General features: G+C 48.5%; 20 protein-coding genes. 1 reads left to right on the top strand and 19 read right to left on the bottom strand.

The window, feature by feature from the left end; translation table 11 throughout:
- The 6 genes from spoIVB to dxs all read right to left on the bottom strand — a co-directional run.
- Positions 1 to 1,099: SpoIVB peptidase (gene spoIVB / locus HP568_RS05670; protein ID WP_173628560.1), on the bottom strand; the 1,099-nt coding region annotated here is incomplete at its 3' end.
- Between the two features lie 236 nt (positions 1,100 to 1,335).
- A complete protein-coding gene (gene recN, locus HP568_RS05665; RefSeq protein ID WP_048032546.1) occupies positions 1,336 to 3,060 on the bottom strand; it encodes a DNA repair protein RecN in 1,725 nt (574 codons plus the stop codon).
- Positions 3,061 to 3,076: 16 nt separating this feature from the next.
- Positions 3,077 to 3,526 (bottom strand): transcriptional regulator AhrC/ArgR, encoded by a 450-nt coding sequence (ahrC, locus tag HP568_RS05660; RefSeq protein ID WP_007720787.1) that lies wholly within the window; start codon positions 3,524 to 3,526, stop codon positions 3,077 to 3,079.
- 5 nt (positions 3,527 to 3,531) lie between these two features.
- Positions 3,532 to 4,389 (bottom strand): NAD(+)/NADH kinase, encoded by an 858-nt coding sequence (locus HP568_RS05655; protein ID WP_048032545.1) that lies wholly within the window; start codon positions 4,387 to 4,389, stop codon positions 3,532 to 3,534.
- 127 nt (positions 4,390 to 4,516) lie between these two features.
- Positions 4,517 to 5,335, bottom strand: coding sequence for a TlyA family RNA methyltransferase (locus HP568_RS05650; protein ID WP_048032544.1), 819 nt, complete (start codon positions 5,333 to 5,335; stop codon positions 4,517 to 4,519).
- On the bottom strand, positions 5,332 to 7,218 hold the full coding sequence (dxs, locus tag HP568_RS05645) for a 1-deoxy-D-xylulose-5-phosphate synthase (RefSeq protein ID WP_048032543.1): 1,887 nt from the start codon (positions 7,216 to 7,218) through the stop codon (positions 5,332 to 5,334). Before dxs ends, HP568_RS05650 begins: the two co-directional genes overlap by 4 nt.
- A gap of 248 nt (positions 7,219 to 7,466) precedes the next feature.
- Here dxs and HP568_RS05640 point away from each other — a divergent pair, with 248 nt between their 5' ends.
- Positions 7,467 to 9,161, top strand: a complete 1,695-nt coding sequence (locus HP568_RS05640; protein ID WP_173628559.1) for a M3 family oligoendopeptidase — start codon at positions 7,467 to 7,469, stop codon at positions 9,159 to 9,161.
- Positions 9,162 to 9,213: 52 nt separating this feature from the next.
- On the opposite strand, the gene HP568_RS05635 is transcribed toward HP568_RS05640, so the two are convergent.
- From HP568_RS05635 to spoIIIAG, 13 genes are all read right to left on the bottom strand, one after another.
- Complete coding sequence (locus tag HP568_RS05635; RefSeq protein WP_048032541.1) at positions 9,214 to 10,116, bottom strand: polyprenyl synthetase family protein; 903 nt, start codon at positions 10,114 to 10,116, stop codon at positions 9,214 to 9,216.
- Complete coding sequence (gene xseB, locus HP568_RS05630) at positions 10,113 to 10,367, bottom strand: exodeoxyribonuclease VII small subunit (RefSeq protein ID WP_173628558.1); 255 nt, start codon at positions 10,365 to 10,367, stop codon at positions 10,113 to 10,115. The genes HP568_RS05635 and xseB overlap by 4 nt, the downstream gene beginning before the upstream one ends.
- Positions 10,336 to 11,718: an exodeoxyribonuclease VII large subunit gene (xseA, locus tag HP568_RS05625; protein WP_173628557.1), complete on the bottom strand. Its 1,383-nt coding sequence runs from the start codon at positions 11,716 to 11,718 to the stop codon at positions 10,336 to 10,338. The genes xseB and xseA overlap by 32 nt, the downstream gene beginning before the upstream one ends.
- 113 nt (positions 11,719 to 11,831) lie before the next feature.
- Positions 11,832 to 12,686: a bifunctional methylenetetrahydrofolate dehydrogenase/methenyltetrahydrofolate cyclohydrolase FolD gene (gene folD / locus HP568_RS05620; protein ID WP_048032538.1), complete on the bottom strand. Its 855-nt coding sequence runs from the start codon at positions 12,684 to 12,686 to the stop codon at positions 11,832 to 11,834.
- Positions 12,687 to 12,774: 88 nt separating this feature from the next.
- Complete coding sequence (locus HP568_RS05615; RefSeq protein ID WP_048032537.1) at positions 12,775 to 13,737, bottom strand: tRNA (adenosine(37)-N6)-threonylcarbamoyltransferase complex transferase subunit TsaD; 963 nt, start codon at positions 13,735 to 13,737, stop codon at positions 12,775 to 12,777.
- An 18-nt stretch (positions 13,738 to 13,755) separates the two neighbouring features.
- Positions 13,756 to 14,160, bottom strand: a complete 405-nt coding sequence (gene nusB / locus HP568_RS05610; protein WP_048032536.1) for a transcription antitermination factor NusB — start codon at positions 14,158 to 14,160, stop codon at positions 13,756 to 13,758.
- Positions 14,161 to 14,206: 46 nt separating this feature from the next.
- Positions 14,207 to 14,419, bottom strand: coding sequence for a DUF2273 domain-containing protein (locus HP568_RS05605; RefSeq protein ID WP_048032535.1), 213 nt, complete (start codon positions 14,417 to 14,419; stop codon positions 14,207 to 14,209).
- Between the two features lie 12 nt (positions 14,420 to 14,431).
- On the bottom strand, positions 14,432 to 14,989 hold the full coding sequence (amaP, locus tag HP568_RS05600) for an alkaline shock response membrane anchor protein AmaP (RefSeq protein ID WP_048035786.1): 558 nt from the start codon (positions 14,987 to 14,989) through the stop codon (positions 14,432 to 14,434).
- 153 nt (positions 14,990 to 15,142) lie between these two features.
- Positions 15,143 to 15,559 (bottom strand): Asp23/Gls24 family envelope stress response protein, encoded by a 417-nt coding sequence (locus HP568_RS05595; protein ID WP_007725712.1) that lies wholly within the window; start codon positions 15,557 to 15,559, stop codon positions 15,143 to 15,145.
- A gap of 68 nt (positions 15,560 to 15,627) precedes the next feature.
- Positions 15,628 to 16,983 carry an acetyl-CoA carboxylase biotin carboxylase subunit gene (gene accC / locus HP568_RS05590; protein ID WP_173628556.1) on the bottom strand — a complete coding sequence of 452 codons (1,356 nt, stop codon included), beginning with the start codon at positions 16,981 to 16,983 and terminating at the stop codon, positions 15,628 to 15,630.
- Positions 16,984 to 16,999: 16 nt separating this feature from the next.
- The gene (gene accB / locus HP568_RS05585; RefSeq protein WP_048035785.1) at positions 17,000 to 17,500 is read right to left on the bottom strand and encodes an acetyl-CoA carboxylase biotin carboxyl carrier protein; all 501 of its coding nucleotides are present in this window, start codon (positions 17,498 to 17,500) and stop codon (positions 17,000 to 17,002) included.
- A 208-nt stretch (positions 17,501 to 17,708) separates the two neighbouring features.
- Positions 17,709 to 18,383, bottom strand: a complete 675-nt coding sequence (locus tag HP568_RS05580; protein WP_048032533.1) for a SpoIIIAH-like family protein — start codon at positions 18,381 to 18,383, stop codon at positions 17,709 to 17,711.
- Between the two features lie 13 nt (positions 18,384 to 18,396).
- Entirely contained in the window at positions 18,397 to 19,092 is a 696-nt protein-coding gene (gene spoIIIAG, locus HP568_RS05575; protein ID WP_173628570.1) for a stage III sporulation protein AG, read from the bottom strand.
- Positions 19,093 to 19,097: the final 5 nt, after the last annotated feature.

Genomic DNA, 19,097 nt, shown 5'->3' with positions numbered 1-19,097 from the left:
CTTTGGTTGCAGGAAAATGCTGCTTGACCACGTTTGCGATCTCAATATCGAACTCTTCTACCTTCTGACCTTCTACGACAGTAAGAATTTTGGCTGGCCCTTCCTCTACCTGCTCCGCAAGAGCGATTGGCAACGGCGTCTGATAATAGCTGCGTTTGGGCTCGTCCTTCATTTTACCGAAAATGCCAAAAGGAGTGTTTTTGGTTATATTTCCGAGAACTTCACTTTCATTGTAGAAACGCGCAAATTTCTCCCCTGGGTTGCCACTTTGTCCTTTTTCAATCGATGTGACGCTTGCTTGCACGATCTGGCCATCTCCTACGACAATGGCTTGACCAGTATCAACGTCGGAAATGACGTGCCCTAATGCCCCGTACGCTTTGGAATTCGGATCAAAAAAGGTCAGTGTCCCTACTCCTGCCGCTGAATCCCGAATATAGAGACCCATACGGTACTCACTGTCTTTTTTGTCTTTCGCCGGGTGCAAAGTGAGCGAAAGCTTTTCCTTGCCACGAACGACAAGCAATTGAACGGCATGATTCTTTTTCCCTGTTTCGTTAATCAATTTCTTTACGTCGTTCATGTCATTGATGTACATGTCGTTCATTTTGATAATCATGTCACCGACGTGTATACCTGCCTGTTCACCTGGAGAAAACTTGTTTTTACCATCGTCAACTAAATGATGACCGACAACCAAAACACCCGCTGTTTGCAGCTTCACCCCGATTGACTGTCCACCAGGGTACAACCGCAGATCTGGCAATACATTTACTTTTACAGCAGTCAGCGGAATGTTATGCCACTTCACCTGCAATTGGGCTTCCCCAGCCCTACGCGGTTCAACGGACATAGGCCTGCTCAAATCAACGGATACCTCTCGCGCCTCTGTCCCGTTAACGTGCAAAATATCAGGATTGCTATTGATTAGCGTGCCCATTACCGGCACAGAGACCCGCAGTTGTTCGAGGGACCCTTCCATCAAACGCAATTCACGGGGAAAGGAGGACAGATCGCGGAACGGGGTGGAACTCACGACAAGCGCCGTGATGAGGAGAAGGAGACTTCCCATCCATTTTCTTTTGTTTTGTCGGATCACCAGTAATCACTCCTACCGTTCCCTACCTACACCTACAAAACAAAACGGTTAAGTCCGTTTTGTTTGACCGCAAGCGGTCATGAGGGACACCTCCACCTTGTGTACCTTTAATGTTGCCACCAGCCAAGCGGATTATGTCAGGAAAATAACCCACTCTGAACATTAGAAACCCAGGCTGCACCACCCTTGACGAGACCATCGTTGCACTGATCAACAAAAAAAGACTGCCAGCCAAATTAGCTGACAGTCTTTCTTTCACGGCCGAGAAGGATCATCTCGCGCGCATGTTCTTCTGTTTTCGCTGTTACCTCTGCCCCACTTAGCATGCGAGCCAGCTCGGATACCCGTTCATCATCAGACAAACGATTGACCCGTGTCTCTGTTTCGTTCTCGCTCATTTCCTTTTTGATCAGAAAATGCGCATCTGCCATGGATGCGACCTGTGGCAAGTGCGTAATACACAGGACCTGACGCTGCCCAGCGACCCGGGCGAGCTTTTCTGCTATCGCTTGAGCCGCTCTTCCGCTTACACCCGTGTCGACTTCATCAAAAATAAGGGTCTCCACTTGATCAGTGCCCGCCAAAATCGTTTTAATGGCGAGCATGACGCGTGACAGCTCCCCGCCGGAAGCAATCTTCGCCAACGGACGCAATGGCTCACCAGGGTTAGGTGAGATTAAAAACTCGATCTGATCCATGCCGTTCGCATCTACAAAGCGCTTGATTCCGTCAATTTCTACTCCGTCATCATCCGGCGTCTGTCTAACGTCGATGGCAAAACGAGCACGCTCCATGTGCAGTTCTTTTAGCTGCTGCTCGATTTCTTGTGCGAGTTTTCCTGCACATTCGGAACGAATGACCGACAACTCCAATGCCTCCACTGCCAAATCGGCTGCAAGCTCCTGCAATTGCTTTTCCACCTGCTGGAGGCGGTCTTCGTAGTGATGCATGTCATCCAATTCATCCTGAATCGTGGCAGCGTATTCCAAAATATCGTCTACACTTTTGCCATACTTGCGCTTTAACGACTGGATTTGATCAAGACGACGTTCTACTTCCGCCAACTGCTCTGGTTCAAAATCCATTTGGTACGACAATTGGCGAAGGTTATGTACCACATCTTCTATCTGATAGTATGCCGATTGGACCATCTCCAAAATCGGAACGAGCTGTTCTTCGTAGTTCACACCACGCTCGAGCTCTCCCATCGCATGTCCTAACCAATCCATGCCCTTTTGGTCACCATGTAAAGCGCGGTATGCATCTTGAATCGTTGAATAAACTTTTTCAATGTTCATCCACTTTTTCCGTTGCTGCATGAGCTTCTCGTCTTCACCAGGCGTGAGGGTTGCCGCCTCAATTTCATCGAGCTGATATTGCAATAGATCCATACGCTGTACGAGCTCCCGATCATTTCGTGCCATACGCTCCAGATCTTGCTTTGTTTTGCGGTAAGCCCCATACAGGGTGCCGTACTCTTGCTTCGCAGCTCCTAACGCACTTTCCCCATATGCATCGAGCCAATTAATATGCTTGTCTGACTGCATCAGCATATGCGTATCGTGTTGTCCATGCACCGTAACCAGCCATGGCCCCAACTCACGCAGCATAGCGAGAGTAACGAGCTGGCCATTGATTCGAATAATACTCTTCCCTTGATTCGATATATCTCGTCGTACAACAAGCATTCCGTCTTGCTCAATCTGAACGCCGACATTTTTACAAACGGCAAGTCCAGGATGACCAGGCGGCAATTCAAATAGTCCTTCCACTTCTGCACGAGGCTCACCGTAACGGACAAAATCAGCCGAAGCCCGGCCTCCTAACAATAATCCTAGTGCATCGATAATGATGGATTTACCGGCACCAGTCTCCCCTGTCAGGATGTTTAAGCCTTTTTGGAAAGAGACCGTCACTGATTTGATGATGGCAAAATTTCGGATCGAGAGTTCCACTAGCATCGCAAGCGACCACCTTCTACAACATTTCCATTAAGCGTTTCGTCACTTCGTTGGTATTTTCTTTGGAACGGCAAATAATCAGGATGGTGTTGTCGCCACTGATTGTCCCCATGATTTCTTCCCATGGAAGGTTGTCAATCAGTTCGGCTACCGCATTCGCATGTCCTGAAAGTGTCTTCAGTACAATAAAATGATCAGCTTGGTCAATGCTAATAAAGGAATCCACGAGCATGCGTTTTAGCTTTTGCAGTGGATTGAATTTTTGTTCAGCAGGCATTGAATACTTATATCGTCCATCCGGGAGCGGCACTTTTACCAAGTGTAGTTCCTTGATGTCTCGGGATACAGTTGCTTGCGTCACGTTAAAGCCAGCAGTCCGCAAGCGGTCCACCAGCTCATCCTGTGTTTCCACCTCTTGATTGCTGATGATATCCCGAATACGAATATGTCGTTGCCCTTTGTTCATATGGATTACTCCCATTCCCCTTGTAATTTCGTTCGTATTGCTTCGAAAAAGCCACCTTTTTTCCACTTGATCAGCGGGGTAACACATGGTGACTTTTTAATGTAAATCTGATCGCCGCCCTCGAGTCGATAACCAAACTGACCGTCAATAGACAGTCCCATCTCTTGATGAATGGCATCCACTTCAACCCGGATTGTCTGATTGCCTGACAGTACCATAGGCCGAGCTGTCAAGGAATGAGGAGCCACTGGCGTCAGTAATAGCATGTCCACATTCGGAGCCACTATGGGACCGCCTGCAGAGAGTGAGTATGCTGTTGATCCTGTTGGCGTAGAAACAATGACACCATCCCCGCTGAACGTCGCGACGTACTCATCATCCAGAAAGACGGCACATTGAATGATCCGGCAAAATGACCCTTTTGCAATCCCAATATCATTCATGGCCGTGTATGTCCCCAGCACGGTCCCTTTTCGCACTAAACAAGCTTCCAGCATCGCTCTCTTTTCAATGTCGTACTTTCCAGAAAGGAGATTATCTACAGCTTGAGGCAGATGCTCCGGTTCCGCTTCCGACAAAAAGCCCAGTGTGCCTAAATTAATTCCAAAGATCGGGATAGAGTGACCCGCAAGCTGGCGAGCAATTCTGAGTAGCGTGCCATCGCCCCCTAATACACAAACCAGATCCGCCTGCATCCCCATCTCTTCTACAGATGCGCCCAGTTCTGGATGCCCTACATCTGATGCGACATGTTCATCCAGGAATACCTGCGCCCCTCTGTCTTCAAGTAAATACAACAGTTCCCGTGCAACGATACGTGCTTCGGGCTTTCCTTTGTTCGCTATGATTCCAATTTTCTTCACGTGGTCCACCCCAAAACTGGTTGGTTGGAAATCCTTCTTGAACAACCTCATATACAAGTATACAACTTCACATGCATAAATAAAAAGCCTCGATTGTGACAAAACTCCCGAGGCTTTGGTTTTTATCCTATTTCAAATTCGCATGAGCAGACGCAACTACCTCTGTTACGCATTGCAACCAAGCTTCCGAATCCATGCCGCCTTCACTTTTCTGGACATGCATAACAAATTCAATGTTACCTTCTCCCCCAGTAATTGGAGAGTAGTCCAAACCCTTTAGAGCGAAACCCAATCCGCTGGCAAATTGACCGATGTCAGTCAGCACGCTCTCGTGTACTTCTGGATCACGGACGATTCCATTCTTTCCGACTCTATCCTTGCCGGCTTCAAATTGAGGCTTGACCAGCGCAACGACGTCTCCGCCATCCTTCAGAAAGCGATACAACACCGGCAAAATCAATCGCAGCGAAATAAACGATACGTCAATCGATGCCGCGTTTGGGCGTTCATGTTCAAAAGCTTCCGGGTCCATATGACGGAAATTCGTCCGTTCCATGACAACCACTCGCTCATCCTGTCGCAAGCTCCACGCAAGCTGTCCGTACCCGACATCAATAGCATATACAAGTCGCGCACCGTTTTGCAGCGCACAGTCCGTAAATCCGCCCGTGGAGGCCCCGATGTCCATCATGACACGATCCTTCATGTCGATTTCAAAGACACGCAATGCCTTTTCCAGCTTAAGGCCACCCCGACTCACATACGGATGTACCTCGCCCTTCACCGTAATTGCAACATCCTCGGCAAATTTGGTTCCTGGCTTGTCACAGCGCTCGCCAGCTACTTGCACAAGACCTGCCATTACGGCTGCTTTTGCTTTTTCTCTGGTCTCATAATGGCCTCTTTCGACCAAGAGAACATCAACCCGTTCTTTTCTTACACTCATGCTTCCACTACGCCCTTCGAAATGGGCATCAAGGATCGGACACGTGCAGCGATATGATCAGCTGTGAGTCCTACCTCTTGCCGCTGTTCTTTCACACTTCCATGCTCAACAAAATAATCAGGTACCGCGACAACCTGTACATTCATGCCGTGATAGCCTGCACGATTGTAGCATTCAATGACAGCGCTGCCGAATCCGCCCATTTCACTGCCCTCTTCGACCGTAACGATGTCATAGCCTTCTTTTGCCAGACGGAACAAAAGCTCTTCGTCCAAAGGCTTGCAAAAACGTGCATTGACCAACATCGGCTTGATGCCTTCTTCTTGAAGCTGGTTCACAGCCGCCTCAGCTATTTCGAATACGTGACCGAACGAGAGGATCGCCACGTGTTTGCCTTCGCGTACGATCTCCGCTTTTCCGATTGGCAGTACTTGCAGTTCGTCATCCATTTTGACGCCACGAATCGGCAATCGCGGATAACGATAAGAGATTGGACCTTCTTTATATTCCACTGCTGTCTTCATCATGTGACGCAGTTCATTTTCATCTTTCGGTGCCATAATGACCATATTCGGAATGATGCGCATGAATGCCACATCGTACATACCTTGGTGTGTCTCCCCGTCTGCTCCGACGAGCCCAGCACGGTCAACGGCGAAAATCACATTCAGCTTTTGGCGTGCGACATCGTGGATCAACTGATCATAGGCTCTTTGCAAAAAGGTCGAATAAATCGCAAAGACCGGCTTCAAGCCTTGTGTAGCTAATCCTGCCGCAAATGTACATGCGTGCTGCTCTGCAATCCCAACGTCAAAAAGTCTGTCAGGGTACTTCTGTCCAAATGGGATCAAGCCTGAGCCCGCTGGCATCGCAGGGGTAACAGCCACGATCGAATTGTCTTCATCTGCGAGCTTCATCATCGTATCTGCAAAAACAGACGTATACGTTGGTGCAGATTTCGGTGTATCACCTGACTCGATTTTATACGTCCCGATACCATGCCACTTGACTGAGTCAGCTTCAGCAGGCGCATAGCCTAATCCTTTTTTCGTGATGGCATGAATCAAAACAGGGCCTTTTGTATGTTTGGCTGTCTTCAAAGTATCGAGCAACAGCTCCATGTTATGTCCGTCGATTGGGCCAATATACGTAAAGCCTAGCTCCTCGAAGAGAACGCCAGATACGAGCAAATACTTCATGCTGTCTTTGAAGCGTTCAGCCATATGAGCCAATTTGCCCCCTACAGCCGGAATGGATTTCAACAATCCTTCGACTTCATCCTTCGCCCATTGATAGTTCTCCGTCGAGCGAATTTTCCCCAAGTAGTTGTGCAAGGCCCCAACATTTGGCGCGATGGACATTTCGTTATCATTTAACACAACGATGACATTCTTACGCTCATGACCGATGTGGTTCAAGGCCTCCAGAGCCATCCCGCCTGTCAGCGCACCATCTCCGATCACAGCAACGACATGATTCTTTTCTTTTTTCAAATCCCGCGCAGTCGCCATCCCCATTGCAGCAGACAACGACGTACTGCTATGTCCGGTTTCCCAGACGTCATGCGGGCTTTCCACCATTTTTGGGAATCCACACAGACCTTTGTACTGACGCAAGGTCGGAAACATCTCTCGGCGGCCTGTCAGCATTTTATGTACGTATGCCTGATGTCCGACATCCCAGATCAGCTTGTCCTTGGGACTGTCAAAAACATAGTGCAGCGCTAGCGTCAGCTCGACAACTCCCAGATTCGGCGCGAGATGACCGCCTGTTTTCGAGAGCGTTTCGATCAGAAACTGACGGATCTCGGATGCTAATGTATGTAGCTGCGGTTGCGTGCACTTTTTCAAGTCTTGAGGATCATTTATAGTAGTAAGCAGCATTGGTATTCCTCACTTTCCACTGTTCGTTCTCCGGCGATTGTGCATGCTGCATATCAATCAAGCCGCTAGAAAACCCGGCTTTCCTTATTGCTATAGCCGATTCCGCTTATTTTCAGCTTGATTCATTATAACGGTTTCTTAATAAAAACACCACTTTTCATCAACATAGACGAATATGAGGGCGATATCTTGCATTTTCTGGTAAGATGATTTTGAATACATACTCCGAACAAAAGAGGTGGACGTCCGTGAAGTTCTCACAAATTCAGTATGAGCGCATGGAAATGGATAAAGTTGAAGGACAATTCACGCAATTATTGGAAGCGTTTCAACAGGCTACAAGCTTCTCCGAGCAAGATACGATCATGGCTCAATTGAACAAACTGCGACAAGAAGTGGAATCTGCGCGGAATGTCGCACAAATCCGCCACACGATCAATACAGAAGATCCCTTCTACAAAGCAGAGCAGGACTATTGGGATGAAGCAACGCCTTTGTATACCGGAATCGTTTCCCGCTACTATCAGGCGATCGTCGATTCTCCCTTCCGCGCTGACCTGGAAGAAAAATGGGGCGCACAGCTGTTTCGCATCGCGGAGAGCACACTCCGTACATTTTCTCCGGAAGTTATCACTGATTTGCAGGAAGAAAACCGTTTGGCCAGTCAATATGTCGCACTGAAAGCTTCTGCCAAGATCATGTTTGAAGGAGAAGAGCGTAACCTTTCAGAGATGGTTCCTTTTACAATTGCGAAAGATAGAGACATGCGCAAACGTGCCAATGAAGCGAAGTATGCGTATATGCAGCAACATACGGATGAATTTGATCGCATTTACGATACTCTCGTCAAGGTACGCACACGCATTGCCAAAAAACTCGGCTTCAATAGCTTTGTGGAGCTAGGCTATGCACGTATGAACCGTTCTGATTACAACGCAGAAATGGTAGCCAGTTTCCGCCAACAAGTGCTGGAGCACATCGTTCCAGTAGCGTCAAAGCTGGTCGAACGTCAGCGCCAACGCATTGGTGTCGATACACTTGAGTATTACGATCTTTCCTTTGATTTCGCTACAGGAAATCCAAGCCCGAAAGGCCCGCCAGAGTGGATTGTTGAAAACGGGAAAAAGATGTATGCCGAGTTGTCACCTGAAACAGACGAATTTTACAACTTCATGCTGGACAATGACTGTTTAGATCTATTGAGCAAAAAAGGAAAGGCTACTGGCGGCTACTGTGAATACATCAGCCAGTACAGGCTCCCATTTATTTTTGCGAATTTTAACGGTACCTCTGGTGATATCGACGTACTTACCCACGAGGCAGGACATGCGTTTCAGGTGTATGTAAGTAGAGATTTTGAAGTTCCTGAATATCATTTCCCAACCTACGAGGCGTGTGAAATACATTCGATGAGCATGGAGTTTTTGACGTGGCCATGGATGGAGCATTTTTTCAAGGAAGATACCGACAAATACAAATTCTCTCATCTGAGCAGTGGACTCCTGTTCATTCCGTACGGCGTGTCTGTTGATGAGTTCCAGCATGTTGTCTACGAGAACCCAGATATGACCCCGGCAGAGCGTAAACGTGCATGGCGTCAAATTGAGTGCAAGTATCTCCCGCATCGCAATTACGCACAGAATGAGTATCTGGAGGAGGGCGGGTTCTGGCAGCAGCAAACGCATATTTTTCAAAGCCCCTTCTATTACATCGACTACACACTGGCCCAGATTTGCGCGTTCCAATTTTGGAAAAGGTCTCAATCTGAGCCGAAGCAAGCTTGGGAGGATTATTTGACGCTTTGCCGCGAAGGCGGAAGCAAATCGTTCCTCGAGCTGGTACAAGTGGCGAAGCTGTATTCACCATTTGAGGAAGACTGTATACCATCGGTGATTGGCGAGATTGAGCAATTTTTAAACAGCATTGACGATAAAAGCTTGTAATAAGTAGTATACAAAAAAGCTGGCATTTCCCGTATGGGTTGCCAGCTTTCACTTATTTATTGCGATCACGTACATAGTCGGCCAAAGGGCTGAGTGCAGAATTCTCGATTCCCGCATCGGCAAGCGCTGCTTTTGCCTCCGCAATCAATTCGTCAAGACGCGCCTTCGATTCGGCTAGACCAAGAAGCGATGGGTACGTCGCCTTTTCCCGATCCGCATCACTGCCAACTGCTTTCCCCAGCTCTTGGGCATCCCCTTCCACATTCAAGATGTCATCCTGAATTTGAAAAGCAAGACCAATGCAAACACCATAACGTGTCAATGCTTCCATTTGTCCTTCGGATGCTTCTGCGAGGTAGCCTCCCCCGCGCAAGGCTGCGATCAAGAGATCACCCGTTTTGTGACGATGGATAAATTCGAGCTGATCCAGGTTCAGGCGCTTGCTCTCCCCTTCGATATCAGCCATCTGTCCGCCGACCATGCCAGTTGCTCCCGCACGTTTTCCTAGCTCCGCAATCAGTTTCACCGTAGTAGCCGCTGAAACATCCGCTCGATCCATGTAAGCTTCTGCAATGTATGCGAACGCTCTCGTCAGCAAGGCATCTCCTGCGAGAATGGCTGTTGCTTCACCGAATACTTTGTGATTGGTCGGTTTTCCGCGACGAAGATCATCGTCGTCCATCGCAGGGAGGTCATCGTGAATCAAGGAGTACGTATGTATCATTTCCAAGGCAGCCGCAAATGCCACACCCCGTTCAAGCGGCTTGTCCAGTGCTTCGAGGACCGCCAACACCAGCATGGGACGTAACCTTTTTCCGCCTGCCATGAGCGAATACTTCATGGATTCGTACAAGTTTTCCGGAACTCCTTGCTGCTCAAGGGCTGGCAGGAGTCTTTGTTCTATATAGGCGGTCTTTTCCACCAAATAACTCTCGAATGTATGCACGCCGATCATGATTCTCCTTCCACGCGAAAAGCCTTCTGCTTTACCTGTCCGTCTTCTTCTACCAACTGGGTAATCTTCGCTTCGATTGCATCCAGCTTTTGACCACAAATTCTGGAAAGAGCTACCCCTTCCTGATATAACGTAATCGCTTCTTCGAGGGGAATATCTCCTTCCTCGAGTCGATTGACGACTTCTTCCAGACGCTTCATTGCGTCTTCAAACTGCATATCAGTCTCTTGTTCTGTTTTCTTGCGAGCCACTCTTCTTCTCCTCCTCCCGGTTCACTTTTTCCACACGCGCAGTCGCACTGCCATCACTTAATCGTACCATGATCTCGTCGCCAGGAGCAAACTGTTCCACTGATTTTACGAGCCTGTCATTGGTGTATACGAGTGAGAATCCACGTTGCATGACCTTCAGCGGACTCAATGCTTCCAACGTAGCTATGCGAGCTGCGAATGCCATTCTTTTTTGGTTGAGACGCCCCAGCATTCGTTCGTCCAAGGTGGCACGGAGTTTAGACAGATTTTTTCTTTTATCCCCGATTTGATCGGCGAGGCGATAGCGCTTGATTTGTTCGTCTAATCGCGTATAGCGCTCGCGTCTTCTTTCCAGCAAATGCTTCATGGATTGACGCATTCGCAAATCTGCCCGATCCAATCGTTCTGCGGCTTCCTCCAGCCTCCGCTCCGGTTGGCGCATCGCATACGAATTGCTCAAGCGTGTCAAACGGTTTCTCTGCTCAGTCATGGTCCCACGCACTGCTCGATGCATCCGTATTTCGAGCTGCCGCACTCTCTCGACCCATTCCAAATAATGCGGTACAGCCAATTCAGCTGCGGCTGTCGGCGTAGCTGCCCGGACATCTGCTACGAAATCGGCGATCGTCACATCCGTCTCGTGCCCAACAGCAGAGATGACAGGGATGAGTGATGCAGCTATTGCCCTCGCTACGTTTTCATCGTTAAACGCCCACAGCTCCTCAATGGAACCTCCACCGCGCCCTACAATGAGAACATCAATGTCAGGCTGATCGTTTATAATCCGAATAGCGGAGACAATCGATGCAGGTGCATCCGCACCTTGGACAACGGCTGGTGAAAGTACGATCTCTGCTTGCGGATACCGTCTGCGAATCGTCGTGCAAATATCTCGTATGGCTGCTCCTGTGGGAGAAGTGACGACACCGACACGTTTGGGAAAACGCGGGAGCAACCGCTTCCTCTCTGCTGCAAACAGTCCTTCTTGAGCCAATTTTTCTTTTAGCTGCTCGAATGCTAAATAAAGCGAGCCGAGACCATCTGGCTGCATCTCTTTGGCGTACAACTGATACGCGCCATCTCGTTCGTATGCAGAAATAGACCCGCGTACAATCGCTTTTGCTCCATCTTTGGGCAAGAAACGCAGGAAGCGGTTATGACTCGCAAACATGACGACTTTGATGCGTGACTGCTTGTCCTTTAGCGTGAAATACATATGACCACTGGAATGGTGGGTAAAATTGGAGATTTCTCCTCTCACCCATATATCTTGCAGGTAGGGTTCCTTTTCCAGCACCAGCTTAATATAACGATTGAGATCACTGACAGATAAGATATCTTGTAATGCCATGCGGCCCCTCCTTTACAAACAACTTGGCTTTGCCGTGCATGTAACAAGGACTATGCAAAAGAATGGATAAAGCTTATGCCTTATCCATTCTATAATAAATTGCCGATTTTCTTCTATTGTTTTGCTTGCTTTTTCGCTGCCGCAACGGTATTTTTCAACAGCATGGTAATCGTCATCGGGCCAACACCGCCTGGAACCGGGGTTAAAAAGCTAGCCACTTCTTTGACCTCGTCGAACTTGACATCTCCAACCAGCTTACCCGTTTCGATGCGGTTCACACCAACGTCAATGACGACAGCGCCCGGTTTGACATACTCCTTGCCGATCATATGAGCCCTACCAGTTGCAACGACGAGGATGTCTGCCTTTTGCGTGAATTCCTCGAGATTTTGCGTGCGAGAATGACACATGGTTACCGTAGCATTTTCCTGTTGCAGTAGCAATGAGACCGGCTTCCCAACGATGTTGCTGCGTCCGATCACCACGGCATGTTTGCCTGCCATTGGGGTTCCTGTGCGCTTGATCAATTCAATAATTCCGTGCGGCGTGCAAGGGAGCATCGTATCATTTCCCAATACCATGTTTCCTACGCTAATCGGATGGAAGCCGTCCACATCTTTTTCAGGAGCAATGGCTTCGATTACCGCATGTTCTGAAATATGAGCAGGAAGAGGAAGCTGAACCAAAATCCCATTAACGTTCGGATTTTCGTTCAACTGTTGAATGATAACCAACAACTCTTCCTCTGTGATGTCAGCGTCCTTCATGATGATCTCGGATGAAATACCGACTTCCTCGCAGCCTTTTGCTTTACCACGCACATAGGAGTGAGAAGCCGGGTCGTCTCCCACAATAACAACGGTTAATCCTGGTACGATCCCTTGCTTTTTCAATTCAGCTACTTCGTTCGCCAATTCGGCCCGAATACTCTGTGCTACTTCTTTTCCCTGGAGAATGGTTGCAGCCATGGAGAAAATGCCTCCTTTATCAACGTCGATACGTTAAGTGTACCGATTTCCCCCTCAGCTGTAAAGCCGAATTATAAAAAGTTCGCATTTATTTAATGTTCGTCTTTTGCTTCATCCACCCCAGCATAGCGACTCCATAGGCATTATCACCGGAGTAAACGGGGTCACAGAAGTACAGCTTCGCCTTCACAGCAGGGTGTTCCAGACGTTTGATTAGCCGCTCACGAATGTAATAATTAGCAGCTACTCCTCCAACAATCAAGATGTCCTTCGGGTAGCCTTGCTCTACTGCATGGCGTAAGGACTTTTCTAGTGTATTGGCAATACATTGCTCTGTCGCCCGTGCAATCTCAGCAGGGCTCGTACTCCCCTTTTCCACCTCACGCAAAAGCGATGCTTCTGGACCAGAAAAACTAAAGGAAAGCCCTTCAACTGCCGAAGAAATCCGAAACGTACCTGTTGAGTCCTTGGCTAACTGCTCCAACGCGGGACCGGCAGGAAAGGACAGACCGAGTGCCACACCAATCCGATCGACTAGTTGCCCAGCGTGCAGATCGATCGTCCCACCGATTTTCTCAATGGTATAACCGGCTGCATGGCGCTCGCACAACAACAACTCGCTGGTGCCTCCAGACAAATGCACAGCCAAAAAGCGATCCTCTGTCGGACGCACCTCAGCGGTATATTCCCCCGCCGCGATATGTCCCTCTTGATGAGTCGTCAAGTGAAGGGGAACCCGCAAATAAGTCGCCAACGATTTCGCCAAGCCCTCTCCTACCTTAAATACAGGCATATACGATCCGTCTTGCGGACGCGGCTTCTCGCTCACGCAAATCGCTGCAATCTCGTAATCCTTCCACTTCATCTCTTCACTTAATTCCGGCAGGTTCATCACATGCTGAAAGACGGCTTCGGATTGTTGCAGTCCGCGCTTGCCCTCCTTTACTTTCAGAAGGCGTTTTGCTTCTGCCACAATTCGGCCGTCTTCCTCAGCCAAGCACAGTGATGTCCGGTAATTGCTCGTGTCGATTCCCAACATTACCTTACTCATGCTTGTATCTCCTACCTATTACGCCTGCTTGGTTTCACGCGATTGCAAGAAGCTCGACAACACACCGTTAATGTATCGGTGGGACTGCTCGTCGCTAAAGAGCTTAGCAATCTCAATCGCTTCGTTCATTACGACTTTGTCAGGAGTGTCTTGCTCGAACATGATCTCGTAAAATGCCAGACGAAGAATAGCGCGATCTACATTGGCGATGCGTTCCAATTGCCATCCACGCAAAAACTTCTTAATTTCCGCATCAATCTCAGTCAAGTTTTTCAATACTCCATCGAGGAGATAACGCAAATACTGTGCATTTTCCTCGGATTCCTCCATGACGAGGGCAACCGCATCCGTTAGCGGAACCTCTGCCATATCAATTTGGAAAAGACATTGGACTACTTTTTCTCGTGCTGTTCTTCGTTTCATTCCATTCACCTACTAATTAAAATGAGCTTTTGCCCCAAAACATTTGTTACCGAAACTTGCCTGGCAAGATCTTATCGAGTATCTCTCGCAGGTCTTCTTTATGGTCGAGCTTTCTACCGATATAATATCCAGTCCCGACAAACACAACAAAAACCAGTGTATCCCAAAATCCGACGAGAAGGTAGATGATACCGAAAAAAAGTCCGGCCAAAATCCCCATTAGCTTCCCCTTGTGTTCCCACAATAACTCCCACACCATGGACTTCACCTTCTATTCCACCCGTTTACGAGCCGCGTAGTTTTCCTGCTGAGCTACTTCCGTCACGACAATCGCCACCTCGGAAATGACAACACCAGCAATTCCCTCGACTTGCTCCTTCACGTCAGCCTGTAGCTTCTGTGTCAGCTCAGGTAATGGCGTTTCTCCATCTACCGAAACACGCAGGGTGATAATATTGCCGCTCTCGAGTGCTTTGACTGTCGTTTTCATATCGCGCACTCCTTTCACTCGGCGGGCTGCACGCTCTGCAATGGTCTGGATCGTCTGAATCGTAATGTTGACCTCACCCAAATCACTGCGCTGACGGATTCCCCGTTCTACTTTAGGCTTGTTAGAGCGGAAAGAACTGAAAAAGAAGCGAAGGCTGACTACGAGGAAAATGATCGCGACAATGAGATAGGTGATGTTCGTACCCGTCAGCATCTGATCCACATATGGTCGGAAAAATTCTTGAGGGATCAATCCGCTGGTCGCTGCTATCGCGATGCAGGACAAAACAATGAGCGCAAAGCTATAAATCGTCAAGATAAAGCGGTCAAACAAGTTCACAAGCACCTCTCCTTTCAGCCATGTTTGAAAAAAGGAGACAAACACGGCACGCTCCGGAAAACTCCATGAATTTACGCTGAAAGCCTAAACAAAATCACGTTTTCAAATGAGGAAAATGCCCCCTGTTCGTAGGGGGCATCCATCCGCTGCTTGTTAGCGCACGCGCTGGTGTTCTTCAACCGGTACTGGTGCCGGTGCTTTTTCTTCAGCTTTCAACTCAACATCTACGATATGTACGTTTACTTCAACTACCGAAAGACCTGTCATGCTCTCAATCGTATTGCGTACACTATCTTGAATATTTCGAGCGACCTCCGGGATGCGATGTCCGTATTTGACAATAATCGAAACATCCACCGCTGCTTCGCGGGAGCCAACTTCTACACGCACACCACGTGCTATATTTTTACGGCCTAAACGTTCAGCTATTTCACCTACGAAACCGCCGCTCATTTGCGCCACACCTTCTACTTCGGACGCAGCCATGCCGGCGATCACTTCCAATACTTCGGGAGCGATCTGGACCTTACCAAGTTCTGTTCTATCTAAATCTGGAGTAAACTCTTCCATGCTTCGCACCTCCCTCTAATTTGTAATTCATTATACCAAGCACACTGTATTTTTACAAATCAGCCTACTTACTCTTCATCCAGGTTCAAGTCGTAGGTTTCCAAGAATTTCGTATCGAAATTACCGCTGACAAATACTTCGTGATCCAATACCTTCAAATGGAATGGAATCGTTGTCGTAATACCCTCGACGACGAATTCACCCAAGGCCCGCTTCATACGGTCAATCGCTTCGTTGCGATCCTTGCCCCACACAATCAGCTTTGCGATCATAGAGTCGTAATATGGCGGAATGGAATATCCCGCATACGCTGCACTGTCTACGCGCACACCAAAGCCGCCTGGCGCCAAATATTCCGTGATACGACCTGGCGAAGGCATGAAGTTTTTCGCAGGATTCTCCGCATTAATGCGGCATTCAATAGCCCAGCCATCCATTTGGATATCCTCTTGCGTAAAGGACAATGGTTCGCCTGCCGCTACAGTCAGTTGCTCCTTGATCAGGTCAAAGCCAGTCACCAGCTCGGTTACAGGATGCTCTACCTGAATACGCGTATTCATTTCCATGAAGTAGAACTTTCCGTGTTTGTCCAGCAAAAATTCGACAGTGCCCGCACCGTGATAGGAAACGGCTTTTGCCGCCGCAACAGCAGCTTCACCCATTTGTCGGCGCAGTTCTTCACTCAATGCAGGAGATGGCGCTTCCTCGATCAGCTTTTGGTGTCGACGTTGGATGGAGCAATCGCGCTCACCCAGGTATACGGCATTGCCATGCTTGTCTGCCATGATTTGAATTTCCACATGGCGCGGGCCTTCTACGAACTTCTCCAAGTAAACCCCTGGATTGCCAAAAGCCGTTTTCGCCTCGTTTTGCGCCTGACGGATCGCTTTTTCCAAATCTTCGTCGTCAACGGCTACGCGCATTCCGCGTCCGCCGCCACCCGCTGTCGCTTTGACCATGACAGGATAGCCAATCTCGTTTGCGGTGACTACAGCGTCCGCCACATCTTCGATCAGTCCTTCCGTACCTGGTACAGTAGGTACACCTGCCGTTTTCATCGTATCCTTCGCTGTGGACTTGTCCCCCATCTTCACGATGGCTTCTGGGTCTGGACCAATAAAGGTAATGTTGCAGGCGGTACAAATCTCGGCAAAGTCGGCGTTTTCTGCCAAGAAGCCATATCCAGGATGGATAGCGTCTGCCCCGACCTTGGTCGCTACACTCATGATGTTTGCTATATTCAAATAGCTTTCCTTGGATGCCTTTGGACCAATACAGTAGGCTTCGTCGGCCAGCTTCACATGAAGCGCTTCACGATCCGCTTCGGAGTAGACGGCGACCGTACGAATGCCCAGCTCGCGGCATGCCCGGATAATACGCACGGCAATCTCCCCGCGATTGGCAATCAATACTTTTTGAAACATTCCGCTCTCCCCCACCTTATTCTGGCTTCACCAAAAACAATGCTTGGCCATACTCAACCAATTGACCGTCTTCTACGAGAACTTTCACGATCTCGCCGCTTACTTCTGCTTCGATTTCGTTAAAGAGCTTCATAGCTTCCACGATGCAAACAACTTTGCTCGCATTTACTTTGTCACCAGCTTGTACGTAAGGCGGCTTGCCTGGTTCTGGTGCGCTATAGAAAGTCCCTACCATTGGCGATACAATCTTGTGGAGATTTGCGTCATCCGATGCTTGTACGGCTGCTGCTTTCGGAGCTTCTGCTACGACTGGCGCTGCCGCAACAACTGGCTGAGCCGGGATATGTGCTACTGGTGCTGCAACAGGAGCTTGAACCGCTGGTTGCGTGACGACAATCGTTTCCGTACCATTGGATTTTTTCAGAGACACCTTGGCACCTTCTGTTTCCAAGTTAAATTCTTGAATGGATGATTGATCAATTAACTTAATGATTTCGCGGATTTCATGCATTTTCATTACGAACAAGCACTCCTTCTTTTCTTTCAATAGAGGTTCGTGGAGTCCATTATGTATCCTTTTGGCAAACCATAAATCCATGGTAGCCTGTTGCCTATACCACGTCAAGAAAGGATTTCCCCGCTTCTTTTCCAACAGAAGCGAGAAAATCCTTACCATCATGCCCGTTTCTCCTATCCCTTATAACGAGAATGTACCGCAGCTTTTATTAGGATGACTTGTATTGTACGTTAATGTTAGTCGCCGGGATATTCAAGTGCTGCTTCACGTTTGCAATGATTTCCACGACCTCGTTTGCGCTCAATTTATCTTTTTGTACAATGACTGTCGCCTTTTCATTTTGGACAGTAACGACCGCATCCTGATAGCCACTCGCCTTGAGCATTTCTTCTGCAGTCATCGTAGCACTTTCCATGTTGGACAGTTCTTCAAACTTAGCCATCGCTTCTGCTACTGCCTGCGGAGAGGAATCCGTGCTGTTTACGATTGCGAGCTGTTCGTCTTTTTGTTGCTGCAGCATGGCTTCGCGTTTCATTTTGTAGCCTTGGAAGATTTCACTCGCCGTTTCTGCTACTGGAACGACCGTGTTTGTTGCCGCTGGCTTCGCTTCTGGTGCAGCAGGAGTTTTGGCTTCCTTCGTGCCCGTTTTCTCGTCTACCGGAGTTGCCTTTGGAGCTTGATCGACAGGAGTTGCTTGTGGGGCGTGATCTACTTGCTTGGATTCAACCACCACGCCGGAAATTTGCTCTTGTTTCTGGACGGCTTGCTCTTGTCCTGATGTTGGGACTTGTTCTTGCGGCCCCTTCACCAAGTAATAGCCGGAGAGCACAACCATGACAGCAAGCATTGTCAACAACCATACCGTTTGCTTTCGCAGAATCATTCGCCATTACCTCCTACCCTTTTTTGGGCAAAATGGATATTTTATAAGCGGGAACATCCAAAACCTTTTGAACGGCTTCAGTGATCCACGCTTTAACCTGGATGTTATCGGCCCCTTTAGCCACTACCAGGACCCCGCGGACTTTCGGCTTCAGCGTCTTCACAATAACGGGGGCATCTTGCTTGCCACCTTGCACGATTACGACCTGCTCATCTCGTGACTGGTCATTTTGATTGCGGGTTGCCTTTTCTTTGTCCATTTCCTGATTGGTTGAGGAACGAATGTTGCGGTTTTTTTCCACAACCAGCTCTGGTGTTGATTCCAGATTGACCATGACCTCTACTTCACCGACGCCCACAACAGAAGCGAGGATATCGCGAAGCTGCGTCTCGTAAATGTTTTCATATTCGGCAATGATATCAGTAGTCGGTGATCCTCCTAGCACCTGGGAAGTTGAATCGCCTCCAGGAGGACCTGGCGCCTCATTCCCTATATCTCCAAATCCGAGTGGCTGATCTTTTTCCACTCTGAGGAAATCCGTCAAAATCATGATGGCTACGCCTATTCCCAATATGACGATGAAATAATGCAACGGCTTTAGTTTTTGGTTTTTGCCTTTGCTCCCCACTACGATTTTCTTTTCTTCCTGCATCTTCTCGCCTTGTTGCTTCATGAACAGATTTTTCAGCTTTTCCCACAATTGGTTCATTTGGT

The organism is Brevibacillus sp. MS2.2 (assembly GCF_013284345.1).
Lineage (GTDB): Bacteria > Bacillota > Bacilli > Brevibacillales > Brevibacillaceae > Brevibacillus > Brevibacillus brevis_C.
Note: the sequence above shows the minus strand (reverse complement) of the source record. Positions and strands in the feature narration are given on the sequence as shown.

Excerpts from the sequence above, each read along its gene's own strand:
- HP568_RS05580 (WP_048032533.1), bottom strand. The coding sequence starts at position 18,383 with ATGATTCTGCGAAAGCAAACGGTATGGTTGTTGACAATGCTTGCTGTC.
- HP568_RS05615 (WP_048032537.1), bottom strand. The coding sequence starts at position 13,737 with ATGAGTAAGGTAATGTTGGGAATCGACACGAGCAATTACCGGACATCA.
- accC (WP_173628556.1), bottom strand. The coding sequence starts at position 16,983 with ATGTTTCAAAAAGTATTGATTGCCAATCGCGGGGAGATTGCCGTGCGT.
- HP568_RS05635 (WP_048032541.1), bottom strand. The coding sequence starts at position 10,116 with ATGATCGGCGTGCATACATTCGAGAGTTATTTGGTGGAAAAGACCGCC.
- xseA (WP_173628557.1), bottom strand. The coding sequence starts at position 11,718 with ATGGCATTACAAGATATCTTATCTGTCAGTGATCTCAATCGTTATATT.
- dxs (WP_048032543.1), bottom strand. The coding sequence starts at position 7,218 with ATGCTGCTTACTACTATAAATGATCCTCAAGACTTGAAAAAGTGCACG.
- HP568_RS05650 (WP_048032544.1), bottom strand. The coding sequence starts at position 5,335 with ATGAGTGTAAGAAAAGAACGGGTTGATGTTCTCTTGGTCGAAAGAGGC.
- nusB (WP_048032536.1), bottom strand. The coding sequence starts at position 14,160 with ATGAAACGAAGAACAGCACGAGAAAAAGTAGTCCAATGTCTTTTCCAA.
- HP568_RS05595 (WP_007725712.1), bottom strand. The coding sequence starts at position 15,559 with ATGGAAGAGTTTACTCCAGATTTAGATAGAACAGAACTTGGTAAGGTC.
- ahrC (WP_007720787.1), bottom strand. The coding sequence starts at position 3,526 with ATGAACAAAGGGCAACGACATATTCGTATTCGGGATATCATCAGCAAT.
- spoIIIAG (WP_173628570.1), bottom strand. The coding sequence starts at position 19,092 with ATGAACCAATTGTGGGAAAAGCTGAAAAATCTGTTCATGAAGCAACAA.
- recN (WP_048032546.1), bottom strand. The coding sequence starts at position 3,060 with ATGCTAGTGGAACTCTCGATCCGAAATTTTGCCATCATCAAATCAGTG.
- accB (WP_048035785.1), bottom strand. The coding sequence starts at position 17,500 with ATGAAAATGCATGAAATCCGCGAAATCATTAAGTTAATTGATCAATCA.
- folD (WP_048032538.1), bottom strand. The coding sequence starts at position 12,686 with ATGGCTGCAACCATTCTCCAGGGAAAAGAAGTAGCACAGAGTATTCGG.
- HP568_RS05605 (WP_048032535.1), bottom strand. The coding sequence starts at position 14,419 with ATGGTGTGGGAGTTATTGTGGGAACACAAGGGGAAGCTAATGGGGATT.